The organism is Vibrio breoganii (assembly GCF_024346795.1).
Taxonomy (GTDB): Bacteria; Pseudomonadota; Gammaproteobacteria; order Enterobacterales; family Vibrionaceae; genus Vibrio; species Vibrio breoganii.
Window position 1 is genome coordinate 1,456,146 of record NZ_AP024864.1, and the last position, 19,603, is coordinate 1,475,748.

General features: G+C 44.8%; 20 protein-coding genes and 2 tRNA genes. 7 read left to right on the top strand and 15 right to left on the bottom strand.

The features are described 5' to 3' along the window. Nucleotides 1–67: 67 nt before the first annotated feature. Entirely contained in the window at nt 68–1,240 is a 1,173-nt protein-coding gene (locus tag OCU35_RS06770; RefSeq protein WP_261825035.1) for a multidrug effflux MFS transporter, read from the top strand. Between the two features lie 45 nt (nt 1,241–1,285). On the opposite strand, the gene OCU35_RS06775 is transcribed toward OCU35_RS06770, so the two are convergent. The 10 genes from OCU35_RS06775 to OCU35_RS06820 form a co-directional block, all read right to left on the bottom strand. Beyond that, nucleotides 1,286–1,816 carry a GNAT family N-acetyltransferase gene (locus tag OCU35_RS06775; protein ID WP_261825036.1) on the bottom strand — a complete coding sequence of 177 codons (531 nt, stop codon included), beginning with the start codon at nt 1,814–1,816 and terminating at the stop codon, nt 1,286–1,288. A 16-nt stretch (nt 1,817–1,832) separates the two neighbouring features. Continuing rightward, a complete protein-coding gene (locus OCU35_RS06780) occupies nt 1,833–2,222 on the bottom strand; it encodes a hypothetical protein (protein ID WP_261825037.1) in 390 nt (129 codons plus the stop codon). 22 nt (nt 2,223–2,244) lie between these two features. Beyond that, the gene (locus OCU35_RS06785; RefSeq protein ID WP_261825038.1) at nt 2,245–2,856 is read right to left on the bottom strand and encodes a glutathione S-transferase family protein; all 612 of its coding nucleotides are present in this window, start codon (nt 2,854–2,856) and stop codon (nt 2,245–2,247) included. Nucleotides 2,857–2,914: 58 nt separating this feature from the next. After that, nucleotides 2,915–3,382, bottom strand: coding sequence for an OsmC family protein (locus OCU35_RS06790; RefSeq protein WP_261825039.1), 468 nt, complete (start codon nt 3,380–3,382; stop codon nt 2,915–2,917). A gap of 101 nt (nt 3,383–3,483) precedes the next feature. Next, nucleotides 3,484–3,765, bottom strand: coding sequence for a hypothetical protein (locus OCU35_RS06795; RefSeq protein ID WP_017027259.1), 282 nt, complete (start codon nt 3,763–3,765; stop codon nt 3,484–3,486). Nucleotides 3,766–3,851: 86 nt separating this feature from the next. Beyond that, nucleotides 3,852–4,343 (bottom strand): GNAT family N-acetyltransferase, encoded by a 492-nt coding sequence (locus tag OCU35_RS06800; RefSeq protein ID WP_102381913.1) that lies wholly within the window; start codon nt 4,341–4,343, stop codon nt 3,852–3,854. A gap of 138 nt (nt 4,344–4,481) precedes the next feature. Continuing rightward, the gene (locus OCU35_RS06805; protein WP_261825040.1) at nt 4,482–5,756 is read right to left on the bottom strand and encodes a carbohydrate porin; all 1,275 of its coding nucleotides are present in this window, start codon (nt 5,754–5,756) and stop codon (nt 4,482–4,484) included. 88 nt (nt 5,757–5,844) lie between these two features. Continuing rightward, entirely contained in the window at nt 5,845–6,525 is a 681-nt protein-coding gene (locus OCU35_RS06810; protein WP_017027256.1) for a DUF3299 domain-containing protein, read from the bottom strand. A 96-nt stretch (nt 6,526–6,621) separates the two neighbouring features. After that, nucleotides 6,622–7,995 (bottom strand): metal-dependent hydrolase family protein, encoded by a 1,374-nt coding sequence (locus OCU35_RS06815; protein WP_261825041.1) that lies wholly within the window; start codon nt 7,993–7,995, stop codon nt 6,622–6,624. Nucleotides 7,996–8,235: 240 nt separating this feature from the next. After that, the gene (locus OCU35_RS06820; protein ID WP_017027254.1) at nt 8,236–9,255 is read right to left on the bottom strand and encodes a helix-turn-helix domain-containing protein; all 1,020 of its coding nucleotides are present in this window, start codon (nt 9,253–9,255) and stop codon (nt 8,236–8,238) included. Nucleotides 9,256–9,501: 246 nt separating this feature from the next. Between OCU35_RS06820 and OCU35_RS06825 the strand changes: the two genes are divergently transcribed. From OCU35_RS06825 to OCU35_RS06840, 4 genes are all read left to right on the top strand, one after another. After that, nucleotides 9,502–9,578: transfer RNA gene (locus OCU35_RS06825), tRNA-Val, on the top strand. 42 nt (nt 9,579–9,620) lie between these two features. Further along, nucleotides 9,621–9,697 (top strand) — tRNA-Val (locus OCU35_RS06830). A 264-nt stretch (nt 9,698–9,961) separates the two neighbouring features. Continuing rightward, complete coding sequence (locus OCU35_RS06835) at nt 9,962–10,738, top strand: hypothetical protein (RefSeq protein ID WP_261825042.1); 777 nt, start codon at nt 9,962–9,964, stop codon at nt 10,736–10,738. Nucleotides 10,739–10,812: 74 nt separating this feature from the next. Further along, a complete protein-coding gene (locus OCU35_RS06840) occupies nt 10,813–11,109 on the top strand; it encodes a hypothetical protein (protein ID WP_261825043.1) in 297 nt (98 codons plus the stop codon). Nucleotides 11,110–11,155: 46 nt separating this feature from the next. Here the strand turns inward: OCU35_RS06840 and OCU35_RS06845 are convergent, their stop codons facing one another. The 5 genes from OCU35_RS06845 to sbcD form a co-directional block, all read right to left on the bottom strand. Next, nucleotides 11,156–11,722 carry an acyl-CoA thioesterase gene (locus tag OCU35_RS06845; protein WP_261825044.1) on the bottom strand — a complete coding sequence of 189 codons (567 nt, stop codon included), beginning with the start codon at nt 11,720–11,722 and terminating at the stop codon, nt 11,156–11,158. 125 nt (nt 11,723–11,847) lie between these two features. Further along, on the bottom strand, nt 11,848–12,210 hold the full coding sequence (locus OCU35_RS06850; protein ID WP_261825045.1) for an MmcQ/YjbR family DNA-binding protein: 363 nt from the start codon (nt 12,208–12,210) through the stop codon (nt 11,848–11,850). Nucleotides 12,211–12,236: 26 nt separating this feature from the next. Beyond that, complete coding sequence (locus OCU35_RS06855; RefSeq protein ID WP_017027250.1) at nt 12,237–12,431, bottom strand: hypothetical protein; 195 nt, start codon at nt 12,429–12,431, stop codon at nt 12,237–12,239. A gap of 108 nt (nt 12,432–12,539) precedes the next feature. Continuing rightward, a complete protein-coding gene (locus OCU35_RS06860) occupies nt 12,540–16,211 on the bottom strand; it encodes an AAA family ATPase (protein ID WP_261825046.1) in 3,672 nt (1,223 codons plus the stop codon). Continuing rightward, complete coding sequence (sbcD, locus tag OCU35_RS06865) at nt 16,211–17,437, bottom strand: exonuclease subunit SbcD (RefSeq protein ID WP_261825047.1); 1,227 nt, start codon at nt 17,435–17,437, stop codon at nt 16,211–16,213. Before sbcD ends, OCU35_RS06860 begins: the two co-directional genes overlap by 1 nt. A gap of 769 nt (nt 17,438–18,206) precedes the next feature. On the opposite strand from sbcD, the gene OCU35_RS06870 reads away from it, so the two are divergent. Further along, nucleotides 18,207–18,431 carry an SgrR family transcriptional regulator gene (locus OCU35_RS06870; protein ID WP_017027247.1) on the top strand — a complete coding sequence of 75 codons (225 nt, stop codon included), beginning with the start codon at nt 18,207–18,209 and terminating at the stop codon, nt 18,429–18,431. A 69-nt stretch (nt 18,432–18,500) separates the two neighbouring features. Beyond that, nucleotides 18,501–19,577 carry a threonine aldolase family protein gene (locus tag OCU35_RS06875; protein WP_102429415.1) on the top strand — a complete coding sequence of 359 codons (1,077 nt, stop codon included), beginning with the start codon at nt 18,501–18,503 and terminating at the stop codon, nt 19,575–19,577. Nucleotides 19,578–19,603 lie beyond the last annotated feature (26 nt).

Below are 19,603 nucleotides of genomic sequence, written 5' to 3' on the forward strand. Positions count from 1 at the left end.
AATTCAATATTAGTCATATCGCAACATTGATACACTGCCGCCCTACACCACACAGACAAAGATACAAATGAACCACAAAGCCCCTATTTATCTCTTCTTACTGTTGATCGTCATAAGCCCTATGGGAATTGATATCTATCTCCCTGCGCTCCCGCAAATGGCAGACAATCTACAGACCCCAATGGCAAACATCCAAACCACCATCACACTTTTTCTCGCTGCTTTAGGTTTGGGTCAATTGCTTGCAGGGCCTTTGGCTGATCGCTACGGACGTAGGCCTCTCATTCTAAGTGGCCTACTGCTTTATATTTTTGGTTCTGCCGTTGCTGCATTAGCTATGCAAATAGAAGTGCTATGGCTTGCTCGAATATTACAAGGTTTGGGCACATGTGCGGTATCAGTAGGTGTAATGTCTGGGGTGCGCGATAGCTATAGCACCGAAAGAACGGCATCTATCTACAGTTACATCAATGGCGTTATCTGCGTCATTCCTGCGCTAGCGCCAATGCTTGGTGGTTGGCTGAGTGAAACATGGGACTGGAGAGCAACCTTCTACTTTATGGCAGGCTATGCCTTGTTCGTGACTCTATTTGCTTTGTTGCGTTTACCGGAAACGCGCCCGTCGAATACCATCTCAAGCCCTAAGCTTATCAACTGGAAACAATACCAACCCATTTTACAAAGCCACACCTTTAGATTTAACGCAGGTCTGGTGATGTTGGCAATGGCGATCATTATTGCCTTTGTTAGCGTGGCTCCAGTGCGTCTTATGGTCGAGTTGGACTTAGACCCAACCACTTTCTCACTATGGTTTGGTAGCAATGCACTTATCAACATTTTGGGTTCGTTTACCGCGCCGATTATCATTCGCCGTTTAGGTCAATCACGAGCATTGAAACTGGCGATTGCTATGTGCACTCTGGCAGCGGCTTCAATCTTGCTACTGCAAAGCGTAGATAGTCCTATTGCCTTCATGGGACCTGTGTTTATTGCAAGTACTGGTTTCTGTTTAACTCTGGCCATTTGCTGTAGCGCCGCATTAGCGCCATTTTCTGAGCGAGCAGGAACCGCCGCTTCACTATTGGGTTTCTTCCAGATGGCTGGAGCTTCAACGCTGATTGGTATCGTTAACTTCTTGCCACTAGGATCATTGCAGATGATGGCACTGTTCATGTCATTGCCATTGATTTGGTATGTAGTTTGTCGACGTAAATCCAATTACGAAGTGTGTGAGAGCTAAAACAAGAGTAATTCAAGATAGCGAGCCAAACTGGCTCGCTAGTCGCTAGTTACGTGGCTTTACGAACACAAGCGTGTTATCGAGCTTTCCTGAAGGCAGTCGTCGTTCATTGCGCAAGGTTGCCTCAAGTTCATAACCACAGCGCTGGGCCACATTCCTACTTTTAACGTTACTTTGGGCCGCTCTTATTTCAATGCGGTTCGCCTTTAGTTCATCAAAGGCATACGCCTCTAACCTAGTTACGGCTTCGGTGATAAACCCTTTGCCGACACTATCGTTTCGCAGCCAATAGCCAATCTCAAAGAAAGGCACTTCTTTATCGCGAATGATCAAACCTATGGCGCCTATTAACCTACCCGATGTTTTTTCTATTAGAGAGTAGCGAAGCTCACCCTTGAAACCTGCAAAGTTTTCTATGGCCTGCTGGGTATTTTCAATGGACGCCTGCAGTGAAAGCGCAAATGGGACCCAAGGTAAGAATTCCTTAAGCTCTTGCTCGCTTTCTTTAATGGCCACCAGCATAGCCGGCTGATCCTCTAATGAAGGAGGAGTTAAACGCAGTCGGGTTGTTTCCATTGTTTATTGATACCTATTATTGGGTGATAGCCTTCTTCACCGCATTTGCCTGTTGTTCAAGTAGGGCTTTCGACTCTGCCTTGCTTGAACCCACTACCGAAACCCACTGCACACCCGTTTCATCTATATGTTCAAACTCAACCTGAAGCTCATATTTTTTTATAGTGACAATTGTGAACAATACACCGAGGATAAACGCTATCGGTGCCATTATCTTGCCAAAGCCTTCCGGACAAATCACCCAAACAATACTTGAAACGATCGCTCCCATTAAAACTAGCTTTAAGGCGTGATCCTTCATCGTGTTAAATTTAACTCTGGCATTTTTTATCTTAGATAACGGAAATTCATCACGCCTGTATCGAAATGTAGTATTCCTAATCTCAAAATCATCCGCTGATATCATCTTACCTCCATTCAGCCAGCACTTAGCCCACCGCGTCCTGTGACATTCCCACATAGCCACCTATTGCGGCGATACTCGCAATCCAGCGCAGTATGTGAGGATAGTTTGATAAATTAAACCCACCTTCGTTGGCAACATGGGTGTAAGCATACAAAGCAATATCGGCGATTGTCGGTTGTTCACCTACGAGAAAGTTTGATTGAGACAACTGGCTATCCATTAGAGCCAGCGCTTTGTTGCCCCCTTCTTGTAAAGAATTGAACTCGTCAATTCGACTTTCGGGCATTCCCTGGTACTTTTGAATAAACCTAGCCACCGCAATATAGGGTTCGTGTGAATACTGCTCAAAGAACAGCCATTCATAAACTTTGGCTTTTTGGTATTTATCTGTTGGAAGGAAATCAGTGCCTTCGGCAAAGTAGCCCAAGATAGCATTTGATTCGCTTAAAGTGCGTCCATCATCAAGGACAACGGCAGGTATTTTCCCGTTTGGGTTGATAGAAAGAAACTCAGGAGTTTTAGTTTCGTTCTCTAGAATATTCACGTGAATCCACTGATGTTCTATGCCAAGGAATGACAGAATCAATTTCACCTTTAAACAGTTCCCAGACTGCAGATCTCCATATACAACCATTAACGCTCCTTGTATGGTTTTAGGCCAAGCCCATTAAGCTTTTGTTGTTTTAAAGTCTTTAGGTAATTATTTCCGTGATTACTTCTGTTTCTACCGAGTTCGCAATAAAGCAATTCTCATGAGACAGATGATGCATTTTTTCTAGTTGTTCTGTTGTCGGAACACGCTCACCAGAAAAGACTACCTGAGGACGGAGTACCACTTGAGTGACGGCCATCTTGCCCTTGGTATTTTCACTTAGCGTACCTATTGCCTTATCCGTATAGCTTTCAATGACGTATTTTTTCTTTGCGGCAATCGATAGAAAGACAAGCATATGACAACTGGACAAAGCCGCGATAAAGGCTTCTTCTGGATCTACGTTTTCTTCAACAGATAGCGGTAGAGGAACAACATGAGGCGATGCTGAAGCCAAAACAGATGCACCGCCATCAAATTCCCGGGTGTGGCCTCGACTGTACTTGTTGTCACTGAAAGCTTCATTTTCACCACGTTTCCATCGAACGGTTGCTGAATGTTCTGACATTTGATACTCCGTAATTTCGGGACATAGTTTACGCGAAGCTAAACCTAGCTTATGAAGTCCACAAACATAGAACTGGAAAACAATGAGACTATTCAAACGAACTAAAGAACGGTGACGCCTTCCACCTCAATGACAGAATTCACATTGGCTCTCTCAATGATTTTAAGTAATGTGGTTTGAATTAACTCATTGTTTCTAATCTCTGTTTCACAAGCGAAACGTTCTTCCTGAGCACTATCGCCTTCACTCAAAGTAAACTGAACAGACACTTCAGTCGCACAGTCTTTTGAGGGCCCAAAGTAGGCTAAAGTAATTTTTGGGTAACCGTTGAAGCCTTTTTTAACCTGTTTCGCGATTCGTTTCTTAGCTTTATCCAAATTCATAAGACTTCCTGTTAGGGCTGAACACTCAACCGAAAATAGCGTTTAAATACTGTGCAGGTTTATAGTACTGCAAGCTCAGCAATGGTCTAACTTTTGATTCTCGCCATGTGATACACCGAGACATATTCCCCATTTCGAAATGCGTAGGCTTGGGACTCACCTTCAATGACAAAGTCATGCTTCATATACAAATTGATCGCTGATTCGTTATCTACAAATACAGTCAGTTCTATGCGTTTCAGGTTAAGCCAGTTATCGGCCAAGTCGATCACTGTGGCGAGCAATGCCGTCCCGATACCTTTCCCTTGGTGATGATCCTTAACGCCCATACCAAATGAACCCACATGTCGACGCCTTGGGTTTGTACCTACTTCAAAGCCGATATTGCCAACGATCTCATCATCTGCAACCGCGACATAGGAAAAGACATGATCAGGAACAGTGGATAGTCGCCCTTCCCATAATGCTAGTGAGGGATTAGGCAGTTGCAGAGTACCCATATAGGCATTGGTACACTCATAAATCTCTTTGACGGCTCTTGCATCCTGCGGCTCTGAACGTCTGACGGTGACTTCCATCAACTCTCCTTGTTATCCATCAAGCTATTGATTTGTTTCACTATAACAAATCGAAAAGGTAAAGCTAGCTTAGTAAGATCGAAAAAGGGCCCTGATAAAATCAGGACCCTTTTGTGGTAGTAGGAGTGAGTAACAGTATTAGAAGAATACGCGTCCACGAACACCAAATACCAACGCCGTGTCTTCATTAGACATTGCAGGATTATGTAAAAACTGTACATCAGGCGTTAGCTGGAAATGATCGCCAAATTGCATGTTGTAGTACAGCTCTGCAGTGACTTGGTCATCATCGGAAAATGCTTGTAAGGTATCGCTGTTGGTTTCTGCCCAGTTAATAGCAAAACCAAGATTATTCTTAGGTGCGCCCAAGCCAAAGTATCCAAAACCCACCGAGATCGACGTGTCATACAAGGCTACATCACCTTCAGAGAAACCACCTCGGATAAAGGGCATCAATTGTGGTGTTAGGAAGGTACTGTAAGAAAAGTTAATACCTTGACCTGATTCACCACCGATAACAGTGCCATCCGGTAGCGTTGATGAAGAAAGGCTGTGACGCGACCCTTCATCCATATGCCATAAGGTGACATGGAAATTCTCGGTGTAGATTTGTTCTTGTGACGCAGTCCAACCCAACTCTAGTGTAGTGAAATAAGACGCGTCGCTACCGAAAGCCGTATCAAAGCCATCGAAGATATCGTCAGACTTACCGTTAGCGTCCGCGATACCTGCTACTACATAAAAGTTATCGCCAATCATGTGACCTGCAGACAGCGCCAAAATACCATCATCAGGAAGGCCCATCGCTCCCGAACCAGTTGAGAACGCGAGATTGGTAAAACCAGTCCAAGGACTCGCTAATGCGTAAGTATCTACATAGTTGGTGACATCTTGCCAACCGAATTGAATCGTGCCACGACCACCATTGATCTTTTGCTTCCAGTTCAGGTCAGTAACACGAAAGCCCTGATCATTAAATGCCGGAGCAATCATTCCAACATAGCCAATGTTGTCTGGAGACTGGAAAGTAATTCCAGAAAAATCCTTAGGTGCATAATCTGAATACGCATGACGATGTTCGATTTTCCAAATTAAGCTACCAGTATTGCCACTATCACGGCCAACAAGGTTCCACTGTCCGTACAAACGAGCAACACCCGATGAAGCACTGACATCATCGCCAGTTGCACCATTAGGACTTGCCAGTCCAAGAGCAAAATAGTCAGCGCCAAAGGTAAAGCCCTTATCAGCTAAGTTTTCACGCCAATGTTTCTGCTCACCCTTTTGCGCTGCAATGGTGTTTTCTACTGAGTCTGGTCCTTCAAAGTTTGCCCCTTCTGCAAAAGCTGATGCTGACGCAAGTGCCGTTACGATTGCTAGGCAAGATGTAGAAAGTCGAGAAGTCAATGTCATGTCACACCCTGATATCTTTATGATTTGTTTGTATTTTAGTGGTATTTGTTACTCGATGACGCCCTTTATGCGCCATCAATCGAATAACTTAGTTGGTTTGATACAGTTCGACTGCCTGCGCCGACATCTGATATACCGTCTCAACATTGCTTGCGCCGTCGCTGTAGTTCACATTTGCTTTTGCGGCTTCATTAAACAGCTCGCCTTCTACCCAAACTGGTGTTTGCAAACTGACTAACTCAATGCCTTCCGGGTATTCAACCAATACAATCTGATTAGGTGGTGGCGGTGGCGTATGAATACACGCACCTGCAGTAGGCACTAAGAAGAACTTAGTCACTTTTGTGCCTTCCATTTCAACAGGAGTAATAAAGCCTGGTATGCGATGAGCCTTATTAAGTAGCTCTGTATTAGGTAGAGTCGCAAGCTTAGTACGTTGCTGCATGATCGTTTCACGCTGAACAAATAACTCATCGACATCAATATTCGATTTGGCAAAATTCGCTTTTAACGCTTCAATCTCTTGTTGTGATTCTTTAGAAGGTGTAAACCCTTCTACCTTCTGAGCATCACGGTAGCGGGCTATTGTGCCCAAATCGTAAAGCTGATTAGGATCTAGCGCTGCAAACGGGTCTTCAACCGTTTCTACTTGAGGAAGCAAGTCTTGCCATAATGTTGGTTCCATTTCCTGGGCTACCACATCCTTGGCTAATAGGTTCAGTGAGAACAACAATGCGCTTCCTAGCAGAATTCGTTTTAACAACTTCATTTACAGATACCTTAAGAAAAGAGGCAGGACATATTGCCCTGCCTAGATACTAAACACTGGTTATTGAATACTAGATAGTTAACTAATCAGAATTGATTACAGCTTGTTGCGATAGATCTTACCGTCTTTCATAACTAGCTTGATGGTTTCAATCTCTTTGTACTCTGGGTCCGCGTCAAACCAAGCGTCAGTCGCGCCAATCACAGACATGTCTTCTAGAGGGTTACCCTCAACAAGAATGATATCGGCGATTGCATCTTTCTCGATGACACCTAGCTTACCTTTAGCCGTACCACGAGGACCTGACATAGCCAGCATCTCACCTGCATTAGACGTCATCTGCTTCAGTACTTCGTAGTTGCTACCAAAGGCTTCAGCACGCCAGTAGATCTCATAACGACGTGCACGTTCTGCATCCGAATTCACACCCACATAGTCAGAAGCAAATACAACCTTCACATCGTTCTCTAGAAGACGTTGGCCGAATGTGCCGTACTTCTTACGTAGCTCAGCAATAAGAGGCAGTTTGTCTTTTGGCATCAATGGGTTCTTCGCAAGGTCTGGTGACAATCCCCACATTTGCGGAACTACATAACCGCCTTCCTTAGAAATACGCTGCATAGTCTCATCATTGATGAAGAAGCCATGCTCGAAGGTTTTCACGCCACAATCGAGAAGACGATTTACAGAGCGGTCGTTAAATACGTGCGCTGCTACATAGGTGTTCCAGTCTTTTGCTGCTTCTACAATGGCACACGTCTCTTCAACTGAGTATTGCGTTGTATCGATTGGGTCAAAGCGTGATGAACCGCCGCCACCAGCCATGATCTTAATTTGTGTCGCGCCGTTACGCAGGTTCAAACGCGTTGCTTTTTGCACCTCAGGTACGCCATCAGCGACTGCGCCAATGCCCATACGCTCAAAGTTTGAAATATCGCCCGCAGATTGAATAGAGAAGCCCGCATCAGAGCGGTCTCGGAAATCACCGTGGCCAGAGGTTTGCGAAATGAATCCGCCAGATGGGTAAATACGAGGACCGGCTACATTGCCCGCTTCAATCTCACGCATTAGACCAAATGCTGGGCCGCCCATATCACGAACCGTAGTAAAGCCATCTTGCAAAAAGCGCTCCGCTACAGTCACTGAGTTAATAGAGATGTCTGTAAGGTCTTTATTCTTCTCAATTTGGTCAAAGTTGTAGTTGATCATGATGTGTGCGTGACCGTCAATCAAACCAGGCATTAGGGTTTTGCCTTCGCCATCAATGACTATCGCATCTTCGGCTTTAATTTCTTTCGACGAAATCTGAGCAATTTTGTTGTCGACAACCATTACATGGTGATCTTCATACAACTTGTCTTCTGTACCGTTAAAGATATCGACGTTCTTAAAAATGGTCGTTGCTGCTGAGGCAGAAAATGCCAGAGAACATGAAATTGCAACTGCTGAAAGTTTCAAAACGTTTTTCATTTGTTGTTTCCTATAAAGCGTCAAACTCAGTATCCATCGTGATTCGTCAGGTTTAATGACGTTATATCCATCTAACAATGAAGCCATTGGGTAGGTCTTTTTTGCTTTCCTACAGTTACATCATCTTCAGGATTGAAATCCGAGAGTTAATTTCTGTAACACTCAATAACTTAGAAGTGATATTAAAGACGTTCCACTTTTTATAATTGCCATTTAATGACACGAGTTAAAACAATCCATTTATTCAGGTTCGTTTGTAAGAGACTTTCTGAACGCTCTAGGGGTTTGATTGTAACGACGCTTAAAAGCGCGGGTGAAATGAGCAGCATCCGAATAACCAAATCGGTTGGCAATGGTGGTAATAGATTCTTGAGAGGTTTTCATTGCCTCTATTATCAGCTCAAAGGTCATATCTTCAATGAGCGCCTTATACACTAAGCCTTCCTTTTCTAGACGGCGCTGTAAGGTTCGTACATTCATTCTTAGTATCTCAGCGGCAAGCTTTACCGGAAGTTTCCCCATAGACAGGTAAGGCGAGATAGCCAGCCTAAAGGTATCCATGAAAGTAGGCTCACTGAACAAAATTGGCTTTACACTGTTCGAGACAGCGGAGCTCTTATAAAAACTCGGTACTCTCTCCATTACCGCTTCAGGGATCTTGATAGCGGTGGCAGAGCGCTGATGGATAAACGTAACATTGTGCAAAGTGGGTAAGCTGGTATAGAGGTCACTATGATCACTGACTAAAGAGATCTGCTCAGGTTTCCATGTTGCCTGAGTAATAGAGCGAATGAATTCCACCATAAACAGCACAGAAAACACCTCTGCGTCTTCATACCAAGATTCTTTTTGGCCGAGCTTTTCTCTTACTAGCCACCAAGATCCAGCGGTAAACGTTGGATACACCTTTGAGTTTGGTGATGAGATTTTCACAAGCTCAGTCAGTTCGTGGCAGGCATCGAGCACTGAGTCATGTTCGGAGAGTTGCGACACAAAGGTCGGCATATAACTATTGCGGATCCCTTCCCAAAAAATGACCCCTAGCTCTTCTTTGCTATAGTGCGAACCCAACACCTCAAGAGCATTTAACATTGCACTTTCGGGCAAACAGTCGTAGCTATTGTCACTATTGATATCATTAGGGATGGTGGCTTGACGAAGAATTTGGTACGCATCCGCATCGATTTGCATCAAAAGATCGACGAAAAACTTAACGTCTTCTATTCGAACAAGGTTGATAGACTGTTCTGCCTGAGTCATTCCCTTTCCTAGTTAATTGCAGTCACTAGTATGAGAATGGCAAATTCAACAAAGAATTCAAATACCTAAGTGTTTATTCTTTGAAAAGACGCGTTTATTTTCTTTAGTGAATTCCAATGGCATTGTTCGCATTTCAATCAAAAAAGTCCTTGTTCGATTACAAAAACGGCAAACAGTTCACAAACCTAAGATTTGTGCTTGAACCCTACCCCGCTTATCGATAACATCACTCTCGTTCAAGAAGATGGGTCCGTAGCTCAGTTGGTTAGAGTACTACCTTGACATGGTAGGGGTCGGCGATTCGAATTCGCCCGGACCCACCATCCTCTTGCATTAACCTGCAATCGTATTGAACAACAAAATTTGGGTCCGTAGCTCAGTTGGTTAGAGTACTACCTTGACATGGTAGGGGTCGGCGATTCGAATTCGCCCGGACCCACCAAATTTATGATAAAGCCCGCTTTTTAGCGGGCTTTGTTGTATCTGGAACATCCTACTTCTCTTATCCCTACCACCTTCATTCCTAGAGTCGACAAATATTGGTGACTCACACCCATGACTTAAAACAGAATCCACAAACAATAATCCCCCTAACCCTTTCATTTAATTAGATTGTGCCATACTGAATTAACATGACCCTATGGGTACAACCCCAAGCGGTTTACAGATTTTCTTTGATTTTTCATACACAAGGATTCGTGACCCAATGAAAAACCTTACTTGTCATTCATTGCTTGCTATGCCACTTGCCCTAGCCTTTTCATCCGATGCTTTTGCCAACGATCCCGCTACCTCTAGTTCCAACTGGCAACACTCTATCGAAATATATGCCCTCGCTTTGAATATTCGAGGCGACAGCAAAATCAATAACCTCTCTGCCGATGTCGATGTCGACCCAAAATTCATCATGGACAAGATTGATATGGGAGCGATGGGACGTTGGGAGAGTGTGTATAAGAATACATGGGGCTTCTACATCGACTACAGCTTCATGAAACTGTCGGGTAAAACTGATTCCTTGCTACAACAGGATTTCAATGTTGTAAGTGGCAGCATGGACATTCGACAAGGTGTATTAGAAGCCAAGGTCTTCAAACGCTATCAGTATGACTTTGGCTTTGTAGACTACATGGCGGGTATTCGCTGGTGGGACAATGACATCGATACTCGGGTTCGCTCTCAAAACGGTGTCATTGACGACTCTAGTAACCTAGAAGAAGATTGGGTGGATTATTTGATTGGGGCACGCTTGACCACCCCTCTGACTGAAAGCTGGAGCGTCTATTTTAATGGCGATATAGGATTGAGTGGAGACACCAACTTTACCAGTTCAATACAAACTGGAGTGCGTTATGCCATCAATGATTGGTCAGACTTAAACCTAGCGTACAAATCCACTTGGGTTGATTATGACAATGGTGATACCTTTGCTTATGACACTGCGTCACAAGGCTTCTTGATAGGATGGGCCGCGCACTTTTAACGGAATAAGACAATCTAGCCAAGATGTAGCGTTCTCTCACAATCTTGGCTAAGACATCAAAGGAATTTTAATCAATGGCATCTAATGATAAGCAAGTTTTTGAGAATGCTGTAGCATCACCGCGTATGTTTTCAGCCACTCAGAGTACACCGATGAACAAACCTCTTTTTGCAAAAATTACCACTGGTTTACTGGCAGTGATCATCTCTCTATTTTCATTTCATGTGGTGCTTGAACTGAGCATGCCAAGTGGCGACATAATGCCAATGTTTATGGCAACCCTAGTGAGTATTTGTCTGGTGGGAGCAGCTAACTTTTTCGTACTCGGCCAAGTAAATCCAAAGCCTTACTTAAAAAAGAGTAGAGCTTAACAGATCATGATTGTCAGGCTTTCTATCCAGATTGCCTGACAAACACTCAAGCTTTCTCTGCCTGTGGTTCAACCTCAATCTCACCATCCAATGGTGGCCAAGGACGATGCTGTTCTGAATCTACCCATTCATTGACCCACAATGGAAGTGCTCCAAACAAGTTGCTTTCGCCCATAGCTTCTAGCACCTCATTCGGGCTTACAATCCCCTTCTTAGACGTGACTCCAGCTCGTATCAGTACCGAAGAGCATGGTTGCCCTTTTACCCACATGGATTGCTCGACATAAAGCCATTTATCATCAAAGCCTACACATTGAGTGTGCATAGTGATCTTATTAAACATATGGATGCGCTTTCTATAGCGTACCGAACTCCCTGCTACCACTAATGCCCAACGTTTGTTTGCGAGCACGGTCATCAGCCCACAACGAATGCCTAACGCCGTTCGTCCGAGATCGTAAAGGGTTAACACTCGGCCATTGTTAAGCTCGTTAAAAATATCGAGATCCCACGGGCGGCAAGAAAAATACGTCGTCGTTTTATCACCTATCTTTAATGAAGATTGTTTTCGTGCTTGCCAATACACCTTAGCAAGGCGAAAAAATGGGTACATGCTGGGCTCTCCTTTTCCAAACTAGTAGATACGTTAACTTTAATGTGGTCAGATGAGTGAGTTTAGTACACTTTGACAATAACAAGCATGTTGAAGTGGTAACAGTGAGAAGTCGCTGGAATAGTTTAGAGGTCGATACCAAGCTCTACGCGCTTACGTTTACTTAAACCAAGGGCAACCAAGCGATAAGATTCAGAAAGATAATATCTTAGCTCTTCATCCAAATGGCCACTGGTATCTACCTGTTGAATCCACTTCATTCCGCGACTGGCAAAATAAGGCGCTGGTATGTATCCATCGTGATCACTTAAAAACTGGAAATTCAGGTCTGAGGTTTTGAACGTGAATGCGGGTGTTTTTTCTTTACTCCATCCACCAATAGCGAACACCTTGCCGCCTACCTTCCAGACGTCGGCATTACCCCATTGCACAACATGATCTGTTGCCTTAAATGAGCTACAAAATTGGTTGAACTCTTGGTAGTCCATCACACACTCCACATCGTTTAAAGTGATTAGCCAAAGATCAAGATGAGCAATAAGATCAACAGACCTTTCGCCAACAACACACCAATAGTAGCACCTGCCGTGATGATCATTGTAGGGATAGCCACCATAGCAATTGGGATGCAAATCACCGCGATGAGTGCCAATTCCCAGTGGCTCAACAACGCCAACACAACCGCTATACCCACGCCCCACTTAACCATCGCCAACCCTTATAGAATCAATTTTAAATCTTGTTCCACAATAGCGACATTCAAGACAAAAACAGTCGCTATAGGTGCGACTGTTTGTGTTTAGTTATGTACTTAGGCTTACAAGGCGTACTCTCGGCTAAGTTCACTGACGCCAAGACCACTTCGTTTCGATACCTTGATCTGCAGAGGTATTCTCTCTTTCATCGCCTCTACGTGGCTAATAACACCGATCATCTTGCCCGACGCATTCAAGTTGTCGAGTGCATCGAGTGCCATATCTAGGGTTTCCGCATCAAGCGTACCAAAGCCTTCATCAAGGAACAGCGAGTCAATACTGGTTTTATGGCTCACCAAGTCCGACAGAGACAAGGCTAATGCAAGGCTGACCAAGAAACTCTCACCACCGGACAAGGTCTTGGTATCACGCACCGCATCTCCTTGCCAGGTATCCAGTACCTGAAGCGCAAGGCCATCATCGGACTTACGCTGTAGTTCATATCGTCCATGAAAACGCGCCAAATGCTTATTCGCAAGATACACCAAGTTCTCTAGGGTTAGACCTTGAGCAAACTTTCTAAACTTGTCCCCCTTTGCCGAGCCCACCAACGAGTTGAGGTGTGAGATATCATTGTACTCTTGCTCAAACTTCTCTATTTCATCCAGCAAACCACTTAGACGTTGACGATTAGCTTGGTCAGAGGCGATCTGCTGAGTAATTTCGCCCTGCTGTTTCAGCGTCTGATCAGCCTCTTGCTTAATAAGAGCAAATTCTTGCTCAAGGGCTGCCTGAGGCTGCAGCTCCCAGCCTTTTTCGTCTGCATCTTGCTTATGTGCAACCAATGCAGAACTGGCGCTAGCAAGCGTTGCTTTGGCATGCTCTAGATTCTTTTTACTCTCTTCAATCTTTGCAGTGAGCGCATCTCTTTCTTGTTTAGACAGTAACGCCGCTTGGAACTCATGAATGGAAGAGAAAGGGCTCGATTGTAATTCGCTCTCCCATGCCTTGGTGTGTTGCAATAATTTATCGCCAACAAGCTGTTTCTGCTGGTGCATTGACGCTAACTCGCCCGATAACGTGGCAATTGTGCTCTTACACGAATCTCTATTTTCTATAGCGACTTTATAGCGCTTCTCTGCCCCTTCCACCTCTAGGCGCATTCTTTCAGATTCAGCGGTTACCGATTTATCCGCAAATAACCCTTGGCGCTCTTTCTCAACAATTAGCAGGATTGATTGCATCTCTTTTAAGCGAGAGCGCTCTTGTTCAAGCCTTGTGTTTGCAGAAACTAGCGTCTCTTCTAAAGCGTGACTTTGAGTACGCAATCTATCTAACTGCTGCTCTGATTGCTGTATTTCAGTGGTCAGTTTTAGCCAGCAACTGAGGTCTTCATGCTTTTGATTAAACCACAGCTCAGTATCAGTCTCTGGCAAATTAAAACCTGACGCTTTGACCTCTGCCGCCAATTCACTCCAAACAGTGCTTGCCTCATCACTCCATTGCTTGGCTTCCTTTTGCGCAGATTCCAGTTTGCTGTTGATAAGAGCAAGGGCGCTCGACTGCGCATTTAGATTATCAGTCAATGATGAAACTGAGGTTTGGCATTCTTGCTGCGCCTTATTCGCTTCATCTCGATTTTTCTGAAGGTTGTCCAAACGCTTAAGCTGAGTATTGATGTCCTTTTGTTGCTCTGCGTTTTTCTGCAGTAAGCGCTCAACACCTTGGCTGTCACCTAGATCTAAAACTAAGCCAAGTGATACGGTAAGCGTGTCCCACAGTTCTTGTATCTTCTCTTTTTCTCGTAACAGAGCTGGATGCCTTTTCTCAGCGTGCTGCTGATGGCTCAGCTGCGTATTTAACTGTGCTTCTTGTTCCTTTAACTCTGTCGTTGTTTGAGTGAGTTGATGCTTTGTGTCTGTTTGCCTCGTCAGCAAGTTTGTCACATCAACACTGTCGCTGGACTGCAACACGGGGTGTTCGGCAGATCCGCACAGCGGGCACGGCGTATGATTATCTAACTGCGCTCTGTACTTCGCCAGTTCACTTTCTTGATCAAGAAGCTGCCTAATATCCGCTACACTTTGCTCAAGTTGTGCCTGCTTACTACGAAGTTCAGTGACCTGTTGACGCTTTTTCGCAATCAAACTTGTTTGCTGGTCTATAAACTGGGTAAGTTCATGTAATTCCTTACCGTTCTCAGCATGCTTAGCATTGCCATTTTCCAGTCTTATATAGCCAGGGTGGCTACTTTGCAAAGCCTGCAGTTGGTCATGCAGTGATGACGTGTCGCCGTCTTTAAGGGCTGCTTCTAACTGCTCTTGTGTACTGGAAAATAGCTTGGTTTTTTCCAGTAGAACGCGCTTCGACTCTTCCACTTTTTGCTGTGTTGAATCTAGAGTGTGTTTACCCTTGCTGTACTCACTATTGAGGGACGTAACCAACTGCGTTGCTTGCTTAGACTTTGTTAGCGATTGCGCATATTGCTTATAGCTCTGTATCCACAAAGGTAAGGCACTTTGTAGGCATTCATCTTTAGCGTGAGCGTCTAGATAGACTTTCCCTTCTGTCACCGCTTTATGCGCAGACTCTATCTCAGCTGAAAGCTCAAGTTTTCTTTTGTTTATGCCTTGTTGTGCCTGAAGCGATTCGTCAGTTGCCGTCGTTTGTAGTGTCACTGATTTTTTCTGCTCAGCAATGCGCGTATCTAGTGGAACAATCTGCTGCTGAATTAACTCTCGTAACTGCGTTTGTTGCTCCACTGCTTGATTCAGTCGTTGCTGGTTTTGATGTACGCCTTCTTGAAGTGGCTCTAGGGCTTTGTTTTGTTCATCAATAGATTGTTGTTTACCCGCAATTTGCGTCTCTAATTGCTCGCTTTCAGACTTGGTGTTGGCCCATAGTTCAAAGCTGGTACGCATCCCTTCTGCTGGAGCACTGCGTTGCAGTTTTTCAATGTCGGGTTGCAATGCGTGATGTTTTTCTTGTGCATTAGCAAGGCTATTTTGTTGCGTTGTCACTTTCTGTTCTAGCGACTGCTGTTGCCCCCACCAGTTCAGCTGTGATTGATATAACGTTTGCTGTGACTGCTGACTTGAGCTTAATGCTGTGAGCTCTACTTGTTGTTCGTTTAACTCTTTAAGTTGCTCTTGCGACAGCAGTGCAACGCCCTCGGCGCGTGCATTAAGCTGGCCTAAGGCAACCTTTGCATCGCTGTAGTGCTGATGAACGCGCTCTGAGATAAGACCATAGATCTCGGTGCCGGTAAGTTCTTCTAGTAATTCAGCCCTATCGTTGGCATTGGCATTTAGAAATGCGGCAAATTGGCCTTGAGAAAGCATCATGGATTTAGTGAAGCGAGAAAAATCTAGCCCCGTTATCTCGTTGACCTGCTCATTCTTTGTTTTCACCTTGTCGGCGATAATGCTGCCAGACTCTACCTCGGCTAACTCAACGGTCGCTGGTTGCAGATTGCCATCCGCCTTGTTGCGAGAGCGGCGCATGCTCCAGTGGGCACGATACGCCTTACCCTTAACCTCAAACTCTACTTCTGCACTGCTACTGGCTGTGCCGCGAGTCATGATTTCATTGTTTGATGTTGAGATCCCGCCCAGTCTTGGGGTTTCGTGATAGATAGCCAAACAGATGGCATCGAGAATGGTGGTCTTGCCAGCGCCCGTTGGGCCAGTAATGGCAAACAAACCGCTTTCCACAAAAGAGGGCGATGAGAAATCGATATGCCATTTACCCTTGAGGGAGTTTAGGTTTTCGAAGGTAAGATTAAGGATCTTCATTATGATCTCTCCCCTTCAACATCTTCGACAATCTGCTTAAAGCGCGTGGTTATTCTCTGCTGTCGGGCTTTGTCTTCTTCGTTGTCAAAGACCTCAACAGCTAGTCGCTTACTAAACACCTCTATTGGGCTAAGTTCTGACAAGGTTTCGGCTTGCTCCTGATTTAACGTGCGTTCTCTGTGCGATCTAGAGCGGCGCAGTTGTAACACTTCAATCCCTCTGTCACCAATCATCTTTTGTACCGCTTGCTGAAGATCCGTTAGGTAATCTTGAACCTCAACTTCAATAGACACCCACACAGATATACCTTCTTCAACGCTGATGCTATCTAATTGCTGCTGCAAGCTAGCTAAATCGCCCTTTAAAGAAAACATCGGCTGAAATGAAGGGATAGCAACGGGCTCTATACCCACAAGATGGCTTGATGCAAACTCCACCAACACCACTTGTTTCTGGGATTTCAGCTCATCAAAGCTCAGATAGATAGGCGAACCGCTATAACGAATATGCTCACTTTTAGCGACCTTTTGCGGGCGGTGAATATGCCCAAGGGCAATGTAATCTGCTGGCGGGAAGCCGTCAGCGGCAAAGCCGTCTAACGTGCCAATATAGATATCTCGAACTGACTCTGAGGTAGTTACCCCAAGCGCGGTTAAATGCCCTGTCGCAATGATAGGCACATCTAACTCTTTGCTTGAACGCAGCTGCAAAGCGTTTTGATAAAGGGTTGAGTAATGGGCTTTTATCGCCTCGCCGAGTGCTTTTTGTTTTTCACTTCCCGACTCTCCAGACACGCTCTTAACCACATCTCTTGGCCTAATGAAAGGAACGGCACAAACAATAGCGCCAACATCCCCACTACTATTTTTCATCTCTAGTATTTGCTCTGAGATCTCTGTTCCTACGCTCGCGATTACCTGAGTATGAAGCTGCTTGAGAAGCTGTTTTGACTCATTGAGCATGGCGACTGAGTCGTGGTTGCCCCCAAGAACGATAAGCTGGCACCCTAATTTGTGCATATCCACAACAAAGCGATTGTACAACTCACGTGCGTAGCTTGGAGGCGTACCAGTATCAAACACGTCACCGGCGATGATGACGCAGTCGACCTGTTCGGTCTCAACGGTGCCTAAAAGCCACTGAATAAACTGCTCATGTTCAGCTAAGCGGCTTTTAGTAAAAAAATTCTGGCCCAAATGCCAGTCAGAGGTGTGCAGTATTTTCATCAAAACCAACGTAGGAAAGTCGTTTTAAAAGTAAAGAGATAGAACTTTTCACAATACCCTATATCTATGAAAGATAGGGTTAAATTCGTTTAATAAGACGCGTGTAGGTTACTCATCTTCGTCTTCATTAATAGTTTTACCACAACACAGGCAAACTGGCTCCAAATCTGTTGGCATCATGATAAGTATTCCGCAATGCGGGCATAAATCGCCTTGTGTATACACAGTATTCACCTTTATTTGTTATGAATCAGTAGTTGAAGATCTAGTCTCTATCATATCGCTAAAAAGCGACAAATAGTGTCTGTATTGTAGAGGCAAGGCATTATACCGTACCTAAGATGAATATTTAATCCCAACACGGCTTACGACTGATTTGCCCTATTGTGATCTGTGATGAAAATAGAACAGGAAAAATCCGTCATTCGCGTACATACTTAAAAGCGAGCAATTATTGTACACCTTGTTCATTCCTTTTTGACCGCACTTACGGTCAGCAACACACTTTTGAGTACATAAAATGAACCGCCTAACCCGCACTAGACGAACTCGTATTGGAAGACAATGTAAACACAAGCAAAGAATGCAGCAAAAGCAACACCGCAACGCATTCCACACTTGGACTCAGAAAAAAGAGTAATTACAGTCTCTGAATAAATTTTCGAGTTCTATGTATAGCTCCTAATGATTAACCTCTACAAAAAAGACCGACAGTGTTTATCACTTCGGTCTTTTCTTTTGTGGGCGGGAAAACAAAGGTACGGCTCCAATGAACATTCCTAAATTAGACACTCAAACCTTAGCTCGCGTCATGTCTTGCTCCACTCGGAATGTGGCAAAAACAATGAAGAACCTTGCTGATCTAGGCTGGATAAAATGGCAACCTGGTAGAGGAAGAGGCATTAAAACACAGCTGCATATCGTGCACTCCTTCCACTATGTATTAAGCAGTGCAATCAAATCCTATTATGAGTATCGCAAAGATTTGGTTTGATAAAAGAGAGAGTTGAGGTGTATTAACAACTCCTATAGCATGAATAATTAAAACCAAAGGAAGGGTAACATGACAAACAACCTACGCGCTGAATGTGATCTCATATTATCGGGCCATCACACGCCTACCCCCGCCGAGCTTTTCTCTCAAATGGCAACATGGTGTGAAAACAACGATATTCAGCACGACGTATATGGCGAAGGTGCCTTGATCCAAAACTTCGAGGCGAAAATAGCAAAACTGCTCGGTTACCAGGCTGGCCTATTTGTAATGACAGGCACACTGACTCAGCCAACGGTTCTGGATTTAGTCTGCCGACAAAAGCGTAATAAGTTGGTTGGGATGCATGAAACCAGTCATATCTTGCGCCATGAGAATCAAAACTATCAGCTGCAGCAACGCTTCAATGTCCTTAATCTAGGCAACCGTTACCGACCTTGGAAGGTCGATGACCTCGCCTCTTGCCCTGATGAACTGTCAGCGGTGTTGTACGAACTGCCTATGCGCGAGATTGGTGGTCAGCTGCTGCCATGGGATGATCTACAAGCCATCAAGGCCTACTGCAAGGAAAACAACATACACCTGCATATGGACGGCGCTCGCTTGTGGGAGTCTGCCGCTTTCTATGACAAGCCATACCACGAGATAGCCGCCGGTTTTGATACTACCTATGTATCGCTTTATAAGGGACTTGGCGGACTCGGTGGCTCAATCTTACTGGGAGATGAATCCTTTATCGCTCTCGCTAGAAAATGGATGCAGCGCCAAGGTGGCAATGTTTACCATAGAACCCCCTACGTGGTTTCAGCTGCGATGCAGTTTGAGCAGCGCTTAGAGCAAATGCCAGCGCTATACCGTCGCACTAAAGAAATCTATACGTTGCTCGAGGCATTTCCGCAGTTCACTTTAAACCCTGTCGAGCCACAGGCGAACATGCTTCACCTGATCTTACCCTTCGACTATGAAACCGCCGTTGAGATCAGAGACCAGCTTGCCAAAGAGCAAGGCGTTTGGCTGGGAAATCCTCAAGTGACCGGCAATCCGCAGCAATCTATGATCGAATGGTATGTGGGTGATACGCTGTTCAATCTTGATGATTCACGCTTGAGTGCGATTTTTGAGTGGCTAGCTAGCAAAGCTCAGTAATTAAGAGCTAGCAGACGTCAATAATT